The sequence below is a fragment of the Micromonospora sp. PTRAS2 genome (genome assembly GCF_054052245.1).
This window is the reverse complement of sequence record NZ_JBSWBU010000002.1, coordinates 84,674-103,043: the sequence shown is the minus strand read 5'-3', so window position 1 is coordinate 103,043 and position 18,370 is coordinate 84,674. Positions and strand designations below refer to the sequence as shown.

Genomic DNA, 18,370 nt, shown 5'->3' with positions numbered 1-18,370 from the left:
GATGAGATGGCGGGGGACGGCGTGACAGCAAGCCGGACGCGGACGAAGGCCAGCACCGGCCTGAAGGTCGAGCGGGTGTGGACGACCGAGGGAGTCCACCCCTACGACGAGGTGACGTGGGAGCGCCGCGACGTCGTGATGACGAACTGGCGGGACGGCTCGATCAACTTCGAGCAGCGCGGGGTCGAGTTCCCCGAGTCCTGGAGCGTCAACGCGGCCAACATCGTCACCACCAAGTACTTCCGGGGCGCCGTCGGCACCCCCGAGCGGGAGTGGTCGCTGCGGCAGCTCATCGACCGGGTGGTCAGCACCTACCGCGCCGCCGGTGAGGAGCACGGCTACTTCGCGACCCCGGCCGACGCCGAGGTGTTCGCCCAGGAGCTGACCTGGATGCTGCTGCACCAGGTGTTCAGCTTCAACTCGCCGGTCTGGTTCAACGTCGGCACGCCCTCACCCCAGCAGGTCAGCGCGTGCCTGCCCTACGACTCGCTGGTCAGCACCCCCGGCGGCCTGGTGCCGATCGGCAAGCTGGTCGAGGAGAACGCCGTCGGGGCCAAGGTGTACGACGGCGGCGGCCTGACCAGAATCGTCGCCGTCAAGGCCAACGGGGTGCGCGAGGTCATCCGGCTGCACACCAAGGCGGGTTACCAACTCGACGTCACGCCGGACCACGTGGTGTGGAAGAGCACGGGCGACGGCACGGGCCAGTGGGTCGAGGCCGGCACGCTCGCGCCCGGCGACAAGCTGGAATGGCACCGCACCTACGCCTACGGCGAGAGTGAGATCGACCTGCGGGAGATCCGCGAGGCCGCCCTCGCCGGCTGGTTGCAGTCCGATGGTTTCGTGGGGCAGTACGACGAGGGCACCAACCGGTCGCTGACGATCGAGGCGATGACCGTCAACGACGACGAGCTGGACTGGGTCACCGTCACCCTCGACGAGGTCTTCGGCGACGCGCACCGGCACGAGCGCACGGTGACGACGCAGAGCGACGAGCTGGACTGTCGGCGTACCCGTCTCTACGGCGAGCACCTGCGCCCGTTCGTGCAGAAGTGGGACCTGCTCACCCGCGGCGTCGAGATGGAGGTGCCGCGGCAACTCTTCACCGCGCCGTTGCCGGTCGTCGCGGCGTACCTGCGTAGCATCTTCCAGGCCGAGGGCTACGTCTCCGCGCGCGAGCATTCGACGCTCGTCGCGGTGGACATGGTCTCGGAGAAGCTGATCCGGGGCGTGCAGAGCCTGCTGCTGCGCTTCGGGATCTTCTCCCGCGTCGCGCACAAGCCCGACCCGCGCTCGAACCGCAAGGACTGCTGGTCGGTCCGGATCCAGAACGACGGCGACCGCGACCTCTTCGCCACCCACATCGGGTTCGTCGGCGCGGAGAAGATGGCCAAGCTCGAGCAGAGCTTCGCCAAGGCGGGCCGGTCGGCCGGCGGCGTCAAGCGGCTGGAGATCGACCGCATCGAGCCGCTCGGCGCGATGGAGGTCTACGACATCCAGACGGAGAGCGGCGAGTTCCTCGCCGGTAACCTCCGGGTGCACAACTGCTTCATCCTCTCCGTCGACGACTCGATGGATTCGATCCTCGACTGGTACAAGGAGGAGGGGCTGATCTTCAAGGGCGGCTCCGGCTCCGGGGTCAACCTCTCCCGGATCCGCTCCTCCCGCGAGCTGCTCTCCTCCGGCGGCACCGCCTCCGGCCCGGTCAGCTTCATGCGCGGCGCGGACGCCTCCGCCGGCACGATCAAGTCCGGCGGCGCCACCCGGCGCGCGGCGAAGATGGTCATCCTCGACGTCGACCACCCGGACATCGAGGAGTTCGTGATCACCAAGGCGCGCGAGGAGGACAAGATCCGCGCGCTGCGGGACGCCGGCTTCGACATGGACCTCGGCGGCAACGACATCGTCAGCGTGCAGTACCAGAACGCCAACAACTCGGTGCGCGTCTCCGACGAGTTCATGTCGGCCGTCGAGAACGGCGGCGGCTTCGACCTGCGCGGCCGGCTCGACGGGCAGACCATCGAGACCATCGACGCCAAGAAGCTGTTCCGCACCATCGCCCAGGCCGCCTGGGAGTGCGCCGACCCCGGCCTCCAGTACGACGACACGATCAACGACTGGCACACCTGCCCGGAGACCGGGCGGATCACCGCGTCCAACCCGTGCAGCGAATACCTGCACCTGGACAACTCGTCCTGCAACCTGGCCTCGCTGAACCTGATGAAGTTCCTGCGGGCCGACGGCGGGTTCGAGGTGGAGAAGTTCGTCCGGTCGGTCGAGTTCGTCATCACCGCGATGGACATCTCGATCTGCTTCGCCGACTTCCCGACCGAGCGGATCGGCGAGACCACCCGCGCCTACCGGCAGCTCGGCATCGGGTACGCCAACCTCGGCGCGCTGCTGATGGCCTCGGGCCTGCCGTACGACTCGGAGCAGGGCCGCTCCGTCGCCGCCGCCATCACCTCGCTGATGACCGGCACGGCGTACCGCCGCTCGGCCGAGCTGGCCGGCATCGTCGGCGCGTACGACGGCTACGCCCGCAACGCCGAGCCGCACAAGCGGGTCATGCGCAAGCACGCCGCCGCCAACGACGAGATCAAGCCCACGAGCACGGTCGCCACCGCGATCGTCCGGGAGGCCACGAAGCAGTGGACCCAGGGCAACAAGGTCGGCGACAAGTACGGCTGGCGCAACTCCCAGGCCGCGGTGCTCGCTCCGACCGGAACCATCGGCCTGATGATGGACTGCGACACCACCGGCGTCGAGCCCGACCTGGCGCTGGTCAAGTTCAAGAAGCTGGTCGGCGGCGGCTCGATGCAGATCGTCAACCAGACCGTCCCGCGCGCCCTGCGCAGCCTCGGCTACCCCGAGGAGCAGGTCGAGGCGATCGTCGAGCACATCGCCGACCACGGTCACGTGGTGGACGCGCCCGGTCTCAAGCCGGAGCACTACCCGGTCTTCGACTGCGCCATGGGCGAGCGGTCCATCGCGCCGATGGGGCACGTGCGGATGATGGCGGCCGTCCAGCCGTTCATCTCGGGCGCCATCTCCAAGACGGTCAACATGCCGGAGCAGGCGACCGTCGAGGACGTCGAGAAGATCTACTTCGAGGGCTGGAAGCTCGGCCTGAAGGCGCTGGCGATCTACCGGGACAACTGCAAGGTCGGCCAGCCGCTGTCGGTGGCCAAGCCCAACAAGGTGACCGCGTCGGTCGAGGCCCCGGTCGAGGCGGAGAAGGCCGTCGAGAAGGTCGTGGAGAAGGTCGTCGAGTACCGCCCGGTGCGCAAGCGGCTGCCGAAGAAGCGTCCCTCGGAGACCGTCAGCTTCTCCGTCGGCGGCGCGGAGGGGTACCTCACCGCCTCGTCGTACCCGGACGACGGCCTGGGCGAGGTCTTCCTGAAGATGTCGAAGCAGGGCTCGACCCTGGCCGGCGTGATGGACGCCTTCTCGGTGGCCATCTCCATCGGCCTGCAGTACGGCGTCCCGCTGGAGACGTACGTCAGCAAGTTCACCAACATGCGCTTCGAGCCGGCCGGCATGACCGACGACCCGGACGTGCGGATGGCCGCCTCGGTGATGGACTACATCTTCCGTCGCCTGGCCCTGGACTTCCTGCCGTACGAGCGCCGCGCCGAGCTGGGCATCTTCACCGCCAAGGAGCGGGCCGCCCAGCTGCGGGCCGAGGCGGAGGCGGAGAGCGCCACGGTCAGCGGTGCGGACCTCACCGCGATGGCGGCCTCCGCGCCGGTCGAGTCGCCCGAGACCAAGGCCGGGCCGGGCCAGCAGGCCACGGTCGGTGCGGTCGCCCAGCCGGCGCAGGAGCTGGCCGACGTCGCCGCCGCGAAGCCGGCCCCGTCGGTGGGCTCCAGCACGGAGCTGCTGGAGGCCGTGATCGGCAAGGCCGCCGACGCGCCGCTCTGCTTCACCTGCGGCACGAAGATGCGCCCGGCGGGCAGCTGCTATGTCTGCGAGGGCTGCGGGTCGACCAGCGGTTGTAGCTGATTGCGGCAACAGGTCGGGCCCGGGCGCGTCAGCGCCCGGGCCCGACCTGTTGGTAAGGAAGGGCACCTTGTTAACGCCTACGGTAGAGAAGGGCACCCCTCTCACACCCCGCAGAGCGGCTAGCCTTCGTCGATGACGACAGGTGTGGATGCGGCGGTCGCCGCCAGCTACGTCGATTTCGCCGACCGCGAGGCGCGCGGGGTGTCGCCCGCGTACGAGCGGCTGGCCCGCTTCGTCGCCCGCGACGGGCGCCTGCACGCGCTGCTCGGCACGGTGCCGGAGGCCAAGCGGCAGCCCAATCTGCTGTTCGCCGTCGTCCGGCTGCTCGGCGGGCCCGTCGAGGACCCGGCCGCGTTCGGCGAGTTCGCGGCGGCCCACTGGCCGGCGGTCGCGGCGCAGCTGCGTACCCGCGCGACCCAGACCAACGAGGCCGGCCGGTGCGCGGCGCTCCTGCCGGTGCTGGCCGCGCTGCCGCAGCCCCTCGCGCTGCTGGAGGTCGGCGCGTCGGCGGGGCTGTGCCTCTATCCCGACCGGTACTCCTACCGCTACGGCGACCACCGGGTCGGCTCCGGGGAGCCCGTTCTCGACTGCGCGCTCACCGGTGCCGCGCCGCCGGACCGTCCGCCCGTGGTGGCGTGGCGGGCCGGGCTGGACCTGAACCCCCTCGACGTGACCGACCCCGCCGACGTCGCCTGGCTCGACGCCCTCGTCTGGCCCGAGCAGGCCCACCGCCGCGCCCGGCTGCGGGCTGCGGCGGCCGTCGCGGCGGCCGACCCGCCGCTGCTCGTGCGCGGCGACCTCGTCGACGACCTGCCGGCGCTGGCCGCGCGGGCGCCCGCCGGCGCGACCCTGGTGGTCTTCCACACCAGCGTGCTCTATCTGGTGCCGGCTCCGCGCCGGGCGGCCTTCGCCGATCTGGTACGCACGCTGCCCGGCCACTGGCTCGCGAACGAGACCCCGGAGGTGCTGGGGCACGACGCGCTGCCGGAGCCACCGGACGGGACGCTGCACAACGTGCTCACGCTGGACGGCACGCCGCTGGCCTGGACGAGGCCGCACGGCCAGGCGGTCACCTGGTTCGCGTGACGCCCCGCGCGGGGTCACGCCGAGCGGCGTCGCCCACTACGCTGGGTCCTCCTGGCGTCCTGACGGGGGAGGTCGGCGTGACGAGGCCTGCCGTTCGTGTGCTCCTCGCGGTGCCGCTTCCCGCGCTCTGGGGGCTGGTCGCGGGGTGGTGGACCCCGCGCGGCCCCGGGGCCGAGGGCCCGGCGCTGGTCTCGATCGGCGTCAGTCTCGCCGTCGGGCTGGCCGCCGGTTGGCTGAGCCGGTCCCGGTGGGCGATGGTCGCCGCCCCCGTTGCGTACGCGGTGGCGGTCGAGCTGGCCCGGATCCGGCTGCGCGGGCCGAGCGTCGACCGGCCGCACCTGAGCGGTTTCGGCGTGGTCGTGCTCCTCACCGGGCGCGGGGTGCACGGCGCGCTCTCCCTGCTGCCGCTGCTCGTCGGTGCCGCGTACGGTGCCGGGATCGCCCGCCGGTCGGCCGGTGGCGACGGCCGGGGGCCGGTGCTGCGCTGGGCCGGTCGCAGCGCGGTGGGGGTGCTCGCCGCGGTGCTCGCGCTGGTCACGGTCGGCGTGGCGGTGCCGGCCCGCACCGACCCGATCCCCGGCGGGATCGCCGAGCTGACCACCGTGACCACCGCCGGTCGCGACCTCGGTCTGTTGATCCGGGGCGTGGAGCCGGCCGCGCCGGTGCTGCTCGTGGTGCCCGGCCCGCCCGGCGGGTCGGAGATCGGCTCGGTGCGCCGCCACCTGGCCGACCTGGAGCGGCACTTCGTGGTCGCCACCTGGGACCGGGCCGGCGCGCCGAAGTCCTGGTCGGCCTTCCCGCCCGCGCCGACGCTCGACGGCGAGGTGGCCGATCTCGTCGCCGTCGCCGAACATCTGCGGCGGCGCTTCGGCCGCGACCGGGTGCACCTGCTCGCCCACTCGGGCGGCACCATCCCCGGGCTGCTCGCCGTGCAGCGTCGCCCGGAGCTGTTCGCCTCCTACGTCGGCGTCGGCCAGGTGGTCAGCCTGCGCGAGGCCGACGCCAGCCAGCACGCCGACACGGTGGCCTGGGCCCGGCGCACGGGCCGGGCCGACCTCGCCGACCGGATGAGCGCGCAGGGTCCGCCGCCCTACAGGGACATCTGGGCGTACGAGCCGCTGCTGACCAATGAGCCGGCGGCGTTCGACTTCGACCGCTCCGGCAACAGCGAGGGGGCCGGCGGGGTGGTGGAGAACCTCGGCGTGCCGGAATACACGCTGCTGGAGAAGGCGCACCTGCTTCCCGGCTTCATCGACGGTTGGGACACGCTCTACCCGCGCCTGCAGGGCCTGGACTTTCGCGCCGAGGTCCGGCGGCTCGACGTCCCGACGTACCTCGTGGACGGTGAGCACGAGGTGCCGGGGCGGCTGCGCCTGCTCGACCAGTGGTATGCCCAGCTCCAGGCCCCCCGCAAGGAGCACGTTGTCATCCCCGGCGCCGGGCACCGGTCGCTGTTCCAGCGGCCCGGCCCGTTCGTCGAGCTGATGACCCGGGTACGCGCGGAGACGGAGGGCGTTGCCCGCTGAGGCGTCGCCCGCCGACGCCGCCTCCTGACCCGGCCCGCCTCGGCGCGCGGCACTCGGGCAGCGCGTCGCGTCCGGCAGCGGCTAGGGTCGCCCGTCATGGGGGAACCGAACTGGCTGCGGGAGACCCGCGCCGCGTACGACGAGGTGGCCGTCGACTACGCCCGGCTGGTCCACGGCGAGCTGGCGCGTAGGCCGTTGGAGCGGGCCCTGCTGGCCACCTTCGCCGAGCTGGTGGGCGGTGGTGGGACCACCCGGGCGGCCGCGTCCGGGCCGGTCGTGGAGGTCGGCTGCGGCACGGGCCGGATCACCGCCCACCTGTGCGGCCTCGGGCTGGGCGTCGCCGGCCTCGACCTGTCCCCGGGGATGGTCGCCGTGGCCCGCGAATCCTGGCCGGGGCTGCGCTTCGGCGTCGCCTCGATGACCGACCTGCCGCTGCCCGACGCCGGCCTCGCCGGCCTCGTCGCCTGGTACTCGATCATCCACCTGCCGCCGGAGGCGCTGCCGACTGTCTTCGCGGAGTTCCACCGGGTGCTCGCCCCGGGCGGCGAGCTGCTGCTCGCGTTCAAGGCCGGCGACCGGCGGATCCGCCTGGAGCAGGGTACGGCCACACGGTCTCCTACGACGTGCACTGGCTGCCGCCGGACCGGATCGCCGCGCAGCTCGCCGCCGCCGGGTTCGCCGTGCACGCCCGCCTGGTCCGGGAGCCGGAGGACTACGAGCGCGGCCCACAGGCGTACCTGCTGGCCCGCCGGCCCCACGACGCCGACCCGGCGTAGGCGGCGGCGGGCCGCGCGGCGGGCGCGGCGGTGGGGCGCCGAGGAGTGTTAGGAAGGGGCCCTTCCTATGCAGAATGCGTTAACAAGGTGCCCTTCCTTACACTGCGGCGGTGGGGGGAGAGCGGGTGCCGTTGGCGGACCGGCCGTTGACCGAGCCGCACCCGTCGCGGCTGCCGCCGGACCATCCGCACCGGGGGCGGATCCTCGCCGCGCACGCCGCCGCCCTCGCGGCGGGGCAGGCTGGCTATCCCGATCCGGAGACCGGCCTGTTCGTGCTCACCGCCGGTTTCCTGGCCCGCCGGGGCACCTGCTGTGGGCGAGGCTGCCGACACTGTCCGTACGTGGCCGACTGAGCCCGCCACCCCCGTACGGCACACCGCCGCCGCCGGGCTCTCGGCCGCCTGGAGCACCGCCGACCGTGGGCTTTCGCCCGAGGCGGACAACCCGTACGGTGTCGGGCGGACATCGGCGGGAACCGCCGGGAGGCGCGGAGGTTGGCGTGCGCGGTTGGATCTGCCTGGCGGGCGTGTCGGCGCTGCTGGTGACGGGGTGCGGGGCGGAGACGGCGGAGCCGGTGGCGGTGCCGCGCGGCACGCCGGTCGCGGTCGACGTCCCGGCGGCGTCCTCGGGCGGCGCCTGCCGGCTGCTCGACTTCGCCGTGGTCGAGGAGCACACCGGGGAGCGGTTCGACGTGGCGGCGGCGAGCACGCGCGACGACACCCGCACCTGCGTGCTGCGCGCGAAGCGGGCGCTGCTGCCGGAGCTGGCCCTCACCGTCACCGACACGTCGATCGACGTGGCCGACTTCACGGCCGACGTGCAGCCCGCCGGGGCCCGGAAGGTCAGCCGGCTGGGTCAGGTCGCCTACCGGCGGACCGGGGCGGCGACGAAGGGGCAGGGGCCGGTCGCCGAGGTGGGCTGGCTGGCCGCCGAGGACCGGCTGGCCGTGCTGCGCTGGACGCTGCCGAAGGGCACCGAGCGCGCCGCCGCCGAGGAGGTGGCCGGGAAGCTGGTCGCGCTGGCGGGAACGGTCGACACCCGGGCCCTGTGAGCTCTTTCGCCGGGCCCGGGTGTCGGCGTCAGGTCAGTGGGCGGCGACGAAGACCCGGGAGGCGACCTCGCGGGGCAGCCGGACCCGGTCGCCGGAGCGGTCGATGGAGACGCCGTCGCGCTCCTGGGCCACGGTGACCGTCGCGCCCGGGTCGACCCCGGCGGCGTGCAGCTGGCGCAGCACGTCGGCGTCGGTCTGCACGCTCTCGCAGATCCGCCGCACGACCACCGTGCCGGTGAGCCCGGGGAACGCGAGGTTGCGCTCGCCGTCGCTGCGGTCGGTCGGCTGCTCGGGCGTGCCCAGCTCCTCCAGGCCCGGGATCGGGTTGCCGTACGGGGAGCGGGTGGGGCGGTTGAGCAGGTCGTACACCCGCTTCTCCACCGCGTCGCTCATCACGTGCTCCCACCGGCAGGCCTCCTCGTGGGCCTCCTCGTAGGGCATCCCGATGACGTTGACCAGCAGCAGCTCGGCGAGCCGGTGCTTGCGCATCACGGACACGGCGGACGCGCGGCCCAGCGGGGTCAGTGCGAGGTGCCGGTCGCCCTCGACGGTGAGCAGCCCGTCGCGTTCCATCCGGGCGACGGTCTGGCTGACGGTGGGACCGCTCTGCCGCAGCCGCTCGGCGATCCGGGCGCGCAGCGGCGGGACGCCCTCCTCCTCGAGCTCCAGGATGGTGCGCAGGTACATCTCGGTCGTGTCCACTAGATCGTGGCGCATCGATTCCCCCTCTCGGCGGAGGCAGTTCCGCGCCCACTCGTGTCGACCAGGTGCTTCACGTCGGCGACCTCCCGGAGGTCGATGGTACCCCGGCCGCCGGACATCGCCCGCGGCCGAATCGCGAGGTGACCGCCCGGATGGTGTTGACTGGACGCCATGTCCGGTACCGAGGAGCTGCTGGTCGAGGCCGACCGGCTCGCGGCGGAGCTCGACTCCGCCGACCCGCCCGCCCTGCTCGACGTCCGGTGGCGGCTCGCCGGGCCGCCCGGCCGCGACGACCACGCCGCCGGTCACCTGCCCGGCGCGGTCTTCGTCGACCTGGACGCCGCGCTGTGCGGGCCGCCCGGCGCGGCCGGCCGGCATCCGCTGCCCGACCCCGCCGTCCTCCAGGCCGCGCTGCGGGCGGCCGGGGTCCGCGCCGGTCACCCCGTCGTCGTGTACGACGGCGGCGACGGCCTCGGCGCGGCACGGGCCTGGTGGACGCTGCGCTGGGCCGGGCACCGGCCGGTCCGGGTGCTGCACGGCGGCTTCCCGGCCTGGGCGGCCGCCGGCCTGCCCGTGTCGACCGACGTGCCCACGCCGGCCCCCGGGGACGTGACCGTCCGTCCGGGCGGGCTGCCGGTGCTCGACGCCGACGCGGCCGCCGCGCTGGCCGCCACCGGCGACGGGACGCTGCTCGACGTGCGGGCCGCGGCCCGCTACCGGGGCGAGCACGAGCCGGTCGACCCGGTGGCCGGGCACGTGCCGGGCGCGGTGAACCTGCCCGCCGGGGAGTACGTCGGACCGGACGGCCGCTTCCCGTCGGGCGGTGCGCTGCGGGAGCGGTTCGCCGCCGCCGGGGTCGCCGACGCCGCGCCCGTGGGGGCGTACTGCGGGTCCGGGGTGACCGCCGCGCAGGCCGTGCTCGCCCTGCACCTGGCGGGCCGCCCGGACGCCGCCCTCTACGTCGGATCGTGGAGCAACTGGGTGGCCGACCCGTCCCGCCCCGTCGCCACCGGCGGCTGAGCGTCCGGCACCCGACCACCAGGGGAGCCGGCCGTCGGGCGAGCCCGCCGACCAGGGAGACACCGGCCACGCAGCAGCGCGTGCGGTGGGCGGCGTCGGTGACCCGTGCGACGATGACCCCATGTCCGAGGACACGGTGGTGGTGTGGGACGAGGCCCTGCTCGCCTACGACATGGGTGACCATCCGCTCGACCCGGTGCGGGTCGAGTTGACCGTCGCGCTCGCCGGCGAGCTGGGCGTCCTGGGCCGGCCCGGGGTGCGGCTGGTCCGGCCCGAGCCGGCCGACGACGCCCTGCTGACCCGGGTGCACGACCCGCGCTACCTCGACGCGGTCCGCGTCGCCCCCCGCGACCCGCTGTTCGCCGGGTTCGGGCTGGGCACGTCGGACAATCCGGTCTTCGACGGGATGCACGAGTCCAGCGCGCTGGTCGCCGGCGCCACGGTGGCCGCCGCCGAGGCGGTGTGGCGGGGCGAGGCCCGGCGGGCGGTCAACGTGGCCGGTGGGCTGCACCACGCGATGCCGGCCCGCGCCGCCGGGTTCTGCGTCTACAACGACCCGGCGGTGGCCATCGCCCGCCTGCTCGACCTCGGCGCGCAGCGGATCGCGTACGTCGACGTGGACGTGCACCACGGCGACGGCGTACAGGCCGTCTTCTGGGACGACCCGCGGGTGCTCACCGTCAGCCTGCACGAGACCCCGCTCGCCCTGTTCCCCGGCACCGGGTTCCCCGACGAGACGGGCGGTCCGGAGGCGCAGGGCACCGCCGTGAACGTGCCGCTGCCGCCCGGGGTCGACGACGCCGGCTGGCTGCGCGCGTTCCACGCGGTCGTGCCGTCGGTGCTGCGGGCGTTCCGGCCGCAGCTCCTGGTCACCCAGTGCGGGGCCGACGGGCACCGGCTCGACCCCCTCGCCGACCTGCACCTGAGCGTCGACGGGCAGCGCGCCACCTACCTGGCGTTGCGGGCGCTGGCCGACGAGCTGTGCGAGGGCCGTTGGGTGGCCACCGGCGGCGGCGGGTACGCCCTCGTCGAGGTGGTGCCCCGCGCCTGGACCCATCTGCTCGCGGTGGCGACCGGCGACCCGATCGACCCGGCGACGCTCACCCCGCCCGGCTGGCGTGCTCTGGCCGCCGCCCGCCGCCCCGGCCGGGAGGTGCCGCTGCGGATGACCGACGACGCCGACCCCGCGTTCGCGCCGTGGCAGCCGACCGGCGAGCCGAGCTCGGTGGACCGGGCGATCGCGGCGACCCGCAAGGCGGTGTTCCCCCTGCTCGGCCTCGACCCGCACGACCCTCGGGACTGAGCCGGCGACCTGGGGAGGAGGCCGGAACCGGTGACCACAGTCGACCAGCCGGTGGACGTGCTGCTGAGCGACGGCAGCACCGTCGGGCTGCGCCCGATCCGCCCGGAGGACGCGTCGGGGATCGTGGCGATGCACGCCCGCTTCTCCGAGCGCACCCGCTACCTGCGCTACTTCTCGCCGTACCCGCGCATCCCGGAGCGGGACCTGAACCGGTTCGTCCACGTCGACCACCGTGACCGGGAGGCGTTCGTGGTGCTCGCCGCCGGGCGGATCGTCGCCGTGGGCCGCTACGAGCGGCTCGGCCCGCAGGCCCCCGAGGCCGAGGTGGCGTTCGTGGTGGAGGACGCCCACCAGGGGCGGGGGATCGGCTCGGTGCTGCTGGAGCACCTGGCCGACGCGGCCCGCCGGGCCGGGATCGTGCGCTTCGTCGCCGAGGTGCTCCCGGCCAACGGGGCGATGCTGCGGGTCTTCGCCGACTTCGGCTACCAGGTCCAACGCCAGTACGCCGACGGCGTGGTGCACCTGAGCTTCCCGATCGCCCCCACCGAGGCGACGCTCGCCGTGCAGCGGGGCCGGGAGCACCGCACCGAGGCCCGCTCCATCGCCCGGCTGCTGGCCCCCCGGGGCGTGGCCGTCTACGGCGCGAGCGCCACCGGGCAGGGCGTCGGTGCGGCCCTGCTCGGGCATCTGCGCGACGGTGGTTACCCCGGGCCGGTCGTGCCGGTGCACCCGAGCGCGGCGACGGTGGCGGGGCTGCCCGCGTACCCGTCGGCGGTCGACGCCGGCCACCCGATCGACCTGGCGGTCGTCGCGGTGGCCCCGGAGGCGGTGGGCTCGGTGGTGGCCGACGCGGCGGCGGCCGGCGCGCACGGCCTGGTGGTGATCTCGGCCGGCTTCGCCGAGGCCGGCGCGGGCGGCGCGGCGGCCCAGCGGGCCCTGGTCCGCGCCGCGCACGCCGCCGGCATGCGGGTCGTCGGCCCGAACTGCCTCGGCGTGGCCAACACCGCCGCTCAGGTACGCCTCAACGCGACCCTCGCCCCCGCGCTGCCGGCCCCCGGCCGGGTGGGCATCTTCAGCCAGTCCGGCGCGTTCGGGGTGGCGCTGCTCGCCGAGGCGGCCCGGCGCGGCCTGGGCCTGTCCAGCTTCGTCTCCGCCGGCAACCGGGCCGACGTCTCCGGCAACGACCTGCTTCAATACTGGCAGGACGACCCCGGCACCGACGTGATCATGTTGTACCTGGAGACGTTCGGCAACCCGCGCAAGTTCGCCCGGCTGGCCCGGCGGATCGGCCGGGACAAGCCGGTGGTGGCGCTGGCGTCCCCGGCCCGCCCGCCCGGCCTGGGCGGCGACGCGCCCGGCCCCGACGCGGTCGCGGTGAGCGCCCTGTTCGCCCAGTCCGGGGTGATCCGGGTCGACACGGTCGCCGAGCTGCTCGACGTCGGCGTGCTGCTGGCCCACCAGCCCCGGCCCGCCGGGCGGCGGGTCGCCGTGGTCGGCAACTCCTCGGCGCTGACCGGGCTGGCCGCCACCGCCTGCGCCACCCAGGGGCTGACGGTGGCCGCCGGCTACCCGTCCGACGTGGGCCCCCGGGCCGGGGCGGCCGAGTTCGCCGCCGCGCTCGGCGCGGCCGCCGCCGACGACGGCGTGGACGCCCTCGTCGCGGTCTTCGCCCCGCCGCTGCCCGGCCAGCTCACCGACACCGAGGCCGACTTCGCCGCCGCCCTGCCCGGCGCGCTCGACGCCGGTAAGCCGGTGGTGGCGACCTTCCTCGCCGGGCGCGTGCCGGCGGGGGTGCCGGCGTACCCGAGCGTGGAGGAGGCGGTGCGGGCCCTGGCCCGGGTCGCCGCGTACGCCGACTGGCTGCGCCGGCCGACCGGCGCGCTGCCCGAGCTGCCCCGGATCGACCCCGCCGCCGCGTCCGCCGCGCTGCGCGCCGACGGGGCCGACCCGGCGGGGCTGCTGGGCGCGTACGGCATCGACGTGGTGCCGTCGGTGCGCGCCGGGTCGGCCGACGAGGCGGTTGCCGCCGCCGGGGCGCTCGGCTGCCCGGTGGCGTTGAAGGCCGCCGCCCCCGGGCTGCGGCACCGCCTTGACCTCGGCGCGGTCCGGCTCGACCTGGCCGACGCGGCGGCGGTGCGCCGGGCGTACGCGGAGATGTCGGCGGTCTTCGGCGCGGACGTCCTGGTGCAGGCGATGGTCCCGCCCGGCGTGCCGTGCGTGGTGGAGCTGGTGGAGGATCCGGCGTTCGGGCCGGTGGTCGGGTTCGGCCTCGGCGGCGTCGCCACCGAGCTGCTCGGCGACCGGGCGTGGCGGGCGGTGCCGCTGACCGACGCCGACGCCGCCGAGCTGGTGTACGCGCCCCGGGCCGCGCCGCTGCTGCGCGGGCACCGGGGGGCCGCGCCGGTGGACCGGGCCGCCCTGGCGGAGCTGCTGCTGCGGGTGGGGCGGCTCGCCGACGAGCAGCCCCGGGTGCGTTCGCTCACCCTCAACCCGGTGCTGGCCCGCCCGGACGGCATCTCGGTGCTGCACGCCACGGTGGGCGTGGGCGCGGCGGGCGCCCGCCCCGACACGGGCCCCCGCCGCCTGTAAGGAAGGGCACCTTGTTAACGCCTTCTGCATAGGAAGGGCCCCCTCCTAACACCGCTGGGCCCGCGCCCAGCGCCGCACCGCACACGCGAGGGGCCCCGGCGAACCGCCGGGGCCCCTCCTTACGTGTGCCGCTCAGCAGGCGTACGCCTCCAGTCGCTGCGCCCGCTCCGGGGCGCGCAGCTTGAGCAGCGTGACCTTCTCGATCTGCCGGATCCGCTCCCGGGACAGGCCGAACTCCTTGCCCACCTCGTCGAGGGTGCGCTGCCGGCCGTCGTCCAGGCCGAAGCGGAGGCGGATCACCGCCTGCTCCCGCTGGGACAGGGTGGCCAGCACGATCTGCACCTCGTTGCGCAGCTCGCCGTCGGCGGCGGCAGCGCCGGGCTCGGCGGCCGGGTCGACGGCGGCGACGAAGTCGCCGAGGGCGCTCTCGCCGTCCTCGCCGACGGCCTGGTCGAGGCTGACCGGCTCCCGGTCGTACGAGATCAGCTCGATGACCTGGAACTCGGGGACGTCCATGGCCCGGGCGACCTCGGCCACGGTGGGCTCGCGACCCAGCGTGACGGCCAGCTCGCGGCGGGCCCGGACCATCCGGTTGACCTGCTCGACCATGTGCACCGGGATGCGGATGGTGCGGGCCTGGTCGGCCATCGCCCGGGTGATCGCCTGCCGGATCCACCAGGTCGCATACGTGGAGAACTTGAAGCCCTTGGTGTAGTCGAACTTCTCGACCGCCCGGATCAGGCCGAGGTTGCCCTCCTGGATGAGGTCGAGGAACGCCATGCCGCGGCCGGTGTACCGCTTGGCGATGCTGACGACGAGGCGGAGGTTGGCCTCCAGCAGGTGGTCCTTGGCCGTGCGCCCCTCGGCGACGACGATCTCCAGGTCGGCGCGCAGCTCCGTCGAGACCGGCGTGCAGGTGGCCAGCTTCTCCTCGGCGAACAGCCCGGCCTCGATCCGCTTGGCGAGCACCACCTCCTGCTCGGCGGTGAGCAGCTTGGTGCGCCCGATGCCGTTGAGGTAGGCCCGGACCAGGTCCGTGGAGACGCCGCGCTCGTCGGTGGCGTCCAGGTCGGTCAGGGTGTCGGCGGCAGCCTCGGCGTCGGTGGTGACGGCCGGGCCGATCTGGTTCTCGATCATCTGAAGGACCATCTCTGTCTCTCCCCGTGTCCACGTCGGTGCCGCGTTGCCGGCCCAGTGGTGCCGGTGACTCACACTCTGGCAAGCGGGACGTGAAACGGGAGTGAGGCGATCGGGGAACCGACAGCGGATAGGGGTGTGGCGGACCCCTGACCTTGCCAGGCCCGGCTACCGTGCCGGCAGTCGGTCGTTCGGGCCGAATCAGCAGGTCGGCGGCTCGTCGGCCGATCTTCGAGAGGGTGGAGGGCGTCGTGGTCTTCAAGCGGCTCATGCAGGCGATGGGTGTGGGCGGTCCGTCGGTGGAGACGGTGCTGAGCAATCCGAACTGCCGTCCGGGCGGTCAGTTGGAGGGCGTCGTGCACGTGGCGGGCGGCGAGCACGCGGTCGACATCGACTACGTCGCGCTGGGCCTGGTCACCCGGGTCGAGGTGGAGAGCGGCGACAGCGAGTACGAGACCACCCAGGAGTTCCACCGCCGTCAGGTGACGGGGGCGTTCCGGCTGGAGCCGGGGCAGCGCTACGACGTCCCGTTCCGCTTCGACGTGCCCTGGGAGACCCCGCTCACCGAGCTGTACGGGCAGCACCTGCACGGGATGACGATGGGGCTGCGTACGGAGCTGGAGGTGGCGCGGGCGGTCGACAAGGGCGACCTGGACGCGGTGGCGGTGCACCCGCTGCCGGCCCAGGAGGCGCTGCTGGAGGCGCTGCTGCGGCTGGGCTTCCGGTTCGCCCGCGCCGACGTCGAGCGGGGCCACATCTACGGGGTACGCCAGCACCTGCCGTTCTACCAGGAGATCGAGTTCTACCCGGCCCCCCAGTACGCCCAGGCGATCAACCAGCTGGAGGTCACCTTCGTCACCGACCCGCAGCAGGTGCAGGTGGTGCTGGAGATCGACAAGCGGGGCGGCGTGTTCACCGAGGGGCGGGACGCCTTCGGCCGGTTCACCGTCGACCACGCCACGGTGCACAACACCGACTGGGCCGCCCAGCTCGACGGCTGGCTGCGCCAGTCCATCCAGCGCCGCGGCCTCTTCTTCTGACCCCGGGACCTCTTCGGTGATCAAGAGGTTTGCGTCAGGTTCCGGGCGGCGGCTGACGCAAACCTCTTGATCACCAAGGGTGGGGTCAGAGGTCCAGGAGGAGGGTGCGGGGGCCTACGTTGACGCTCTCCACCAGCATGTGGGTGCGGAAGCGGCCCGTCTGCACCGGGGCGCCGCGCTCCCGCAGGGCCGCCACGACCGCCTCGACCAGGGGCTCGGCCACCTCGGCGGGGGCGGCGGCGGTCCAGCTCGGCCGCCGGCCCTTGCGGGCGTCGCCGTAGAGGGTGAACTGGCTGACCACCAGGATGCCCGCACCGGTGTCCGCCGCGCTGCGCTCGTCGTCCAGGATGCGCAGCTCGTGGATCTTGCGGGCCATGGTGCGGGCGGTCTCCCCGGTGTCGGTGTGGGTCACCCCGAGCAGCACCAGCAGCCCGTCGGTGACCGCGCCGACGACCTCCCCGTCGACCGTGACGCTGGCCCGGCCGACGGTCTGCACGACCGCCCGCATCAGAGCACCGCCCGTGTCGCCGCCGCCGGCATCCGCGTGGCTCTCAGCGCCCGCATCAGTCGGTCACCGGCTCGACGACGCCGCGCTCCACCAGGTGCGCCACGATCGGGCCGGCCGCCTCCGCCAGCTCCTGCGGCGTCACGTCGTGCGCGGCGGCGAGCAGGGCGAGCTGGTCGCGCATCGGCAGCCGGCCGTCCGCGCCGCCGACCAGGGCCAGCACCAACGGGTCGATCTCCTCCGTCCAGCGCAGCCCGTGCGGCATCGCCAGGACCTGCCGGTCCACCGCCCAGCCCTCGTCGCCCATGGTCGCCTCCTGCCGCAGCTGGAGCCCCTCGGCGGCCCGGTAGCGCGCGTCGAGCAGCCCGTCGGCGCCGTGCGCCCGGAGCCAGTCCTGGCGGTCGAACCAGGCGGCGATCTGGCCGCCCAGCGGCGGCTCCACCCGTTGCCGCAGGTCCTCCACCCGCACCACCGGGTCGGCGTGGCCGCCGCGGCGCAGCGAGACGATGCCGAAGCCGATCGCCTCCACCTTGTGCGCGTCGAACCAGTCGAGCCAGGCCGCCGCCCGGTGCGGGTCGGCGGCCTCCCCGACGTCGGTCAGCCACAGGTTGACGTACGCCATCGGGTCGGCGACCTCCCGCTGGATGACCCAGGCGTCCAGGCCGGTGCCGGTGAACCAGCCGGCCACCCGCTCGCCCCAGTCCTCCCCGGTGACGTGCACCCAGTTGGCCAGGTACTGCATGGTGCCGCCCTCGGTGAGCAGCCCCGGTGCGGCGGCGGCCAGCTCGGCGCCGATCGCGTCGCCGACCCGGCCCGAGTCCCGGTACACGTGGGTGGTGGTGCCCGGGCCGACCACGAACGGCGGGTTGCTGACCACCAGGTCGAACCGGCGCCCGGCGACCGGGGCGACCAGGTCCCCGCGCAGCAACTCCCAGTCCTGGCCGTTGAGCGCGGCCGTGGTGGCGGCGAAGCGCAAAGCCCGCTCGGAGACGTCGGTCGCGGTGACCCGGCGGGCGTGGGTGGCCAGGTGCAGCGCCTGCACCCCGGAGCCGGTGCCCAGGTCGAGCGCGGTCTCCACCGGCCGGCGCACCGCCGCCCCGATCAGCGTCTGGGTCGCCCCGCCGATGCCGAGCACGTGCTCGGAGTGCAGCGGCCGGCCCGGCCGGGAGCTGACCGGCAGGTCGGCGAGGACCCACCAGTCGTCGGCGTACGGCTCCAGGTCGACGCCCGCGCGCAGCCCGTCGCCGTGCCGCTCCACCAGGCCCCCGGCCAGCGCCTCGGCCACGGTCAGCGGGGCGAGCGCGGCGGCCACCGCGGCCTCCGGCTCGGTCTGGTCGCAGATGAACACCCGGATGAGGGTGGCCAGCGGGTCGAGGTCGGCGGTGGCGCGCAGGGCCGCCCGGAAGTCGTTGCGGGCGATCCCGCCGGTGGCCTGCGGTCCGAGCCGGTCGGCGATGCCGTTCGAGGTGTACGCGGCGCGGGCGAGCGCCGTCCGGAGCGCCTCGACGCCGGCGGGGGAGAGCAGCATGTCGTGTTCGTCCACGTCGCCATCCTGCCTGCCGGGGCGGCGCGCATCGGCACCGCCGCCCCGAAATCCGACCGCCGGGCGGGACCGGCCGGGCCGGGAGCCGGT

13 protein-coding genes and 3 pseudogenes are annotated in these 18,370 nt (G+C 74.5%); 12 read left to right on the top strand and 4 right to left on the bottom strand.

The window, feature by feature from the left end; genetic code table 11:
* Positions 1-6 precede the first annotated feature (6 nt).
* The 8 genes and pseudogenes from ACVMYR_RS06415 to ACVMYR_RS06380 form a co-directional block, all read left to right on the top strand.
* Positions 7-474, top strand: a pseudogene (locus ACVMYR_RS06415) (vitamin B12-dependent ribonucleotide reductase); the annotation flags it as partial.
* Positions 475-1,356: pseudogene (locus ACVMYR_RS06410) on the top strand (LAGLIDADG family homing endonuclease); the annotation flags it as partial.
* Positions 1,357-1,533: 177 nt separating this feature from the next.
* Positions 1,534-4,002, top strand: a pseudogene (locus ACVMYR_RS06405) (vitamin B12-dependent ribonucleotide reductase); the annotation flags it as partial.
* A 132-nt stretch (positions 4,003-4,134) separates the two neighbouring features.
* On the top strand, positions 4,135-5,088 hold the full coding sequence (locus ACVMYR_RS06400; protein WP_457121337.1) for a DUF2332 family protein: 954 nt from the start codon (positions 4,135-4,137) through the stop codon (positions 5,086-5,088).
* Between the two features lie 77 nt (positions 5,089-5,165).
* Positions 5,166-6,614: an alpha/beta fold hydrolase gene (locus ACVMYR_RS06395; protein ID WP_457121336.1), complete on the top strand. Its 1,449-nt coding sequence runs from the start codon at positions 5,166-5,168 to the stop codon at positions 6,612-6,614.
* A 96-nt stretch (positions 6,615-6,710) separates the two neighbouring features.
* Positions 6,711-7,442 carry a class I SAM-dependent DNA methyltransferase gene (locus tag ACVMYR_RS06390; protein ID WP_457121335.1) on the top strand — a complete coding sequence of 244 codons (732 nt, stop codon included), beginning with the start codon at positions 6,711-6,713 and terminating at the stop codon, positions 7,440-7,442.
* Between the two features lie 58 nt (positions 7,443-7,500).
* Positions 7,501-7,743: a DUF5522 domain-containing protein gene (locus ACVMYR_RS06385; RefSeq protein WP_043962494.1), complete on the top strand. Its 243-nt coding sequence runs from the start codon at positions 7,501-7,503 to the stop codon at positions 7,741-7,743.
* A 146-nt stretch (positions 7,744-7,889) separates the two neighbouring features.
* Positions 7,890-8,441 carry a hypothetical protein gene (locus tag ACVMYR_RS06380; RefSeq protein WP_396792437.1) on the top strand — a complete coding sequence of 184 codons (552 nt, stop codon included), beginning with the start codon at positions 7,890-7,892 and terminating at the stop codon, positions 8,439-8,441.
* 33 nt (positions 8,442-8,474) lie between these two features.
* Here ACVMYR_RS06380 and ACVMYR_RS06375 read toward each other — a convergent pair whose 3' ends face one another.
* Complete coding sequence (locus ACVMYR_RS06375; RefSeq protein ID WP_043962497.1) at positions 8,475-9,158, bottom strand: metal-dependent transcriptional regulator; 684 nt, start codon at positions 9,156-9,158, stop codon at positions 8,475-8,477.
* Between the two features lie 156 nt (positions 9,159-9,314).
* Here ACVMYR_RS06375 and ACVMYR_RS06370 point away from each other — a divergent pair, with 156 nt between their 5' ends.
* From ACVMYR_RS06370 to ACVMYR_RS06360, 3 genes are all read left to right on the top strand, one after another.
* Entirely contained in the window at positions 9,315-10,163 is an 849-nt protein-coding gene (locus ACVMYR_RS06370) for a sulfurtransferase (protein ID WP_457121334.1), read from the top strand.
* Between the two features lie 121 nt (positions 10,164-10,284).
* The gene (locus tag ACVMYR_RS06365) at positions 10,285-11,466 is read left to right on the top strand and encodes an acetoin utilization protein AcuC (protein WP_077936783.1); all 1,182 of its coding nucleotides are present in this window, start codon (positions 10,285-10,287) and stop codon (positions 11,464-11,466) included.
* A 30-nt stretch (positions 11,467-11,496) separates the two neighbouring features.
* Complete coding sequence (locus tag ACVMYR_RS06360) at positions 11,497-14,055, top strand: bifunctional acetate--CoA ligase family protein/GNAT family N-acetyltransferase (protein WP_457121333.1); 2,559 nt, start codon at positions 11,497-11,499, stop codon at positions 14,053-14,055.
* A 132-nt stretch (positions 14,056-14,187) separates the two neighbouring features.
* Here ACVMYR_RS06360 and sigB read toward each other — a convergent pair whose 3' ends face one another.
* Positions 14,188-15,204, bottom strand: a complete 1,017-nt coding sequence (sigB, locus tag ACVMYR_RS06355; RefSeq protein WP_043962501.1) for an RNA polymerase sigma factor SigB — start codon at positions 15,202-15,204, stop codon at positions 14,188-14,190.
* A gap of 239 nt (positions 15,205-15,443) precedes the next feature.
* Here sigB and ACVMYR_RS06350 point away from each other — a divergent pair, with 239 nt between their 5' ends.
* Positions 15,444-16,232 carry a sporulation protein gene (locus ACVMYR_RS06350; protein WP_043964209.1) on the top strand — a complete coding sequence of 263 codons (789 nt, stop codon included), beginning with the start codon at positions 15,444-15,446 and terminating at the stop codon, positions 16,230-16,232.
* Positions 16,233-16,317: 85 nt separating this feature from the next.
* Here the strand turns inward: ACVMYR_RS06350 and dtd are convergent, their stop codons facing one another.
* On the bottom strand, positions 16,318-16,740 hold the full coding sequence (dtd, locus tag ACVMYR_RS06345; RefSeq protein ID WP_077936784.1) for a D-aminoacyl-tRNA deacylase: 423 nt from the start codon (positions 16,738-16,740) through the stop codon (positions 16,318-16,320).
* 55 nt (positions 16,741-16,795) lie between these two features.
* Positions 16,796-18,280 (bottom strand): DUF7782 domain-containing protein, encoded by a 1,485-nt coding sequence (locus ACVMYR_RS06340; protein WP_228986788.1) that lies wholly within the window; start codon positions 18,278-18,280, stop codon positions 16,796-16,798.
* Positions 18,281-18,370: the final 90 nt, after the last annotated feature.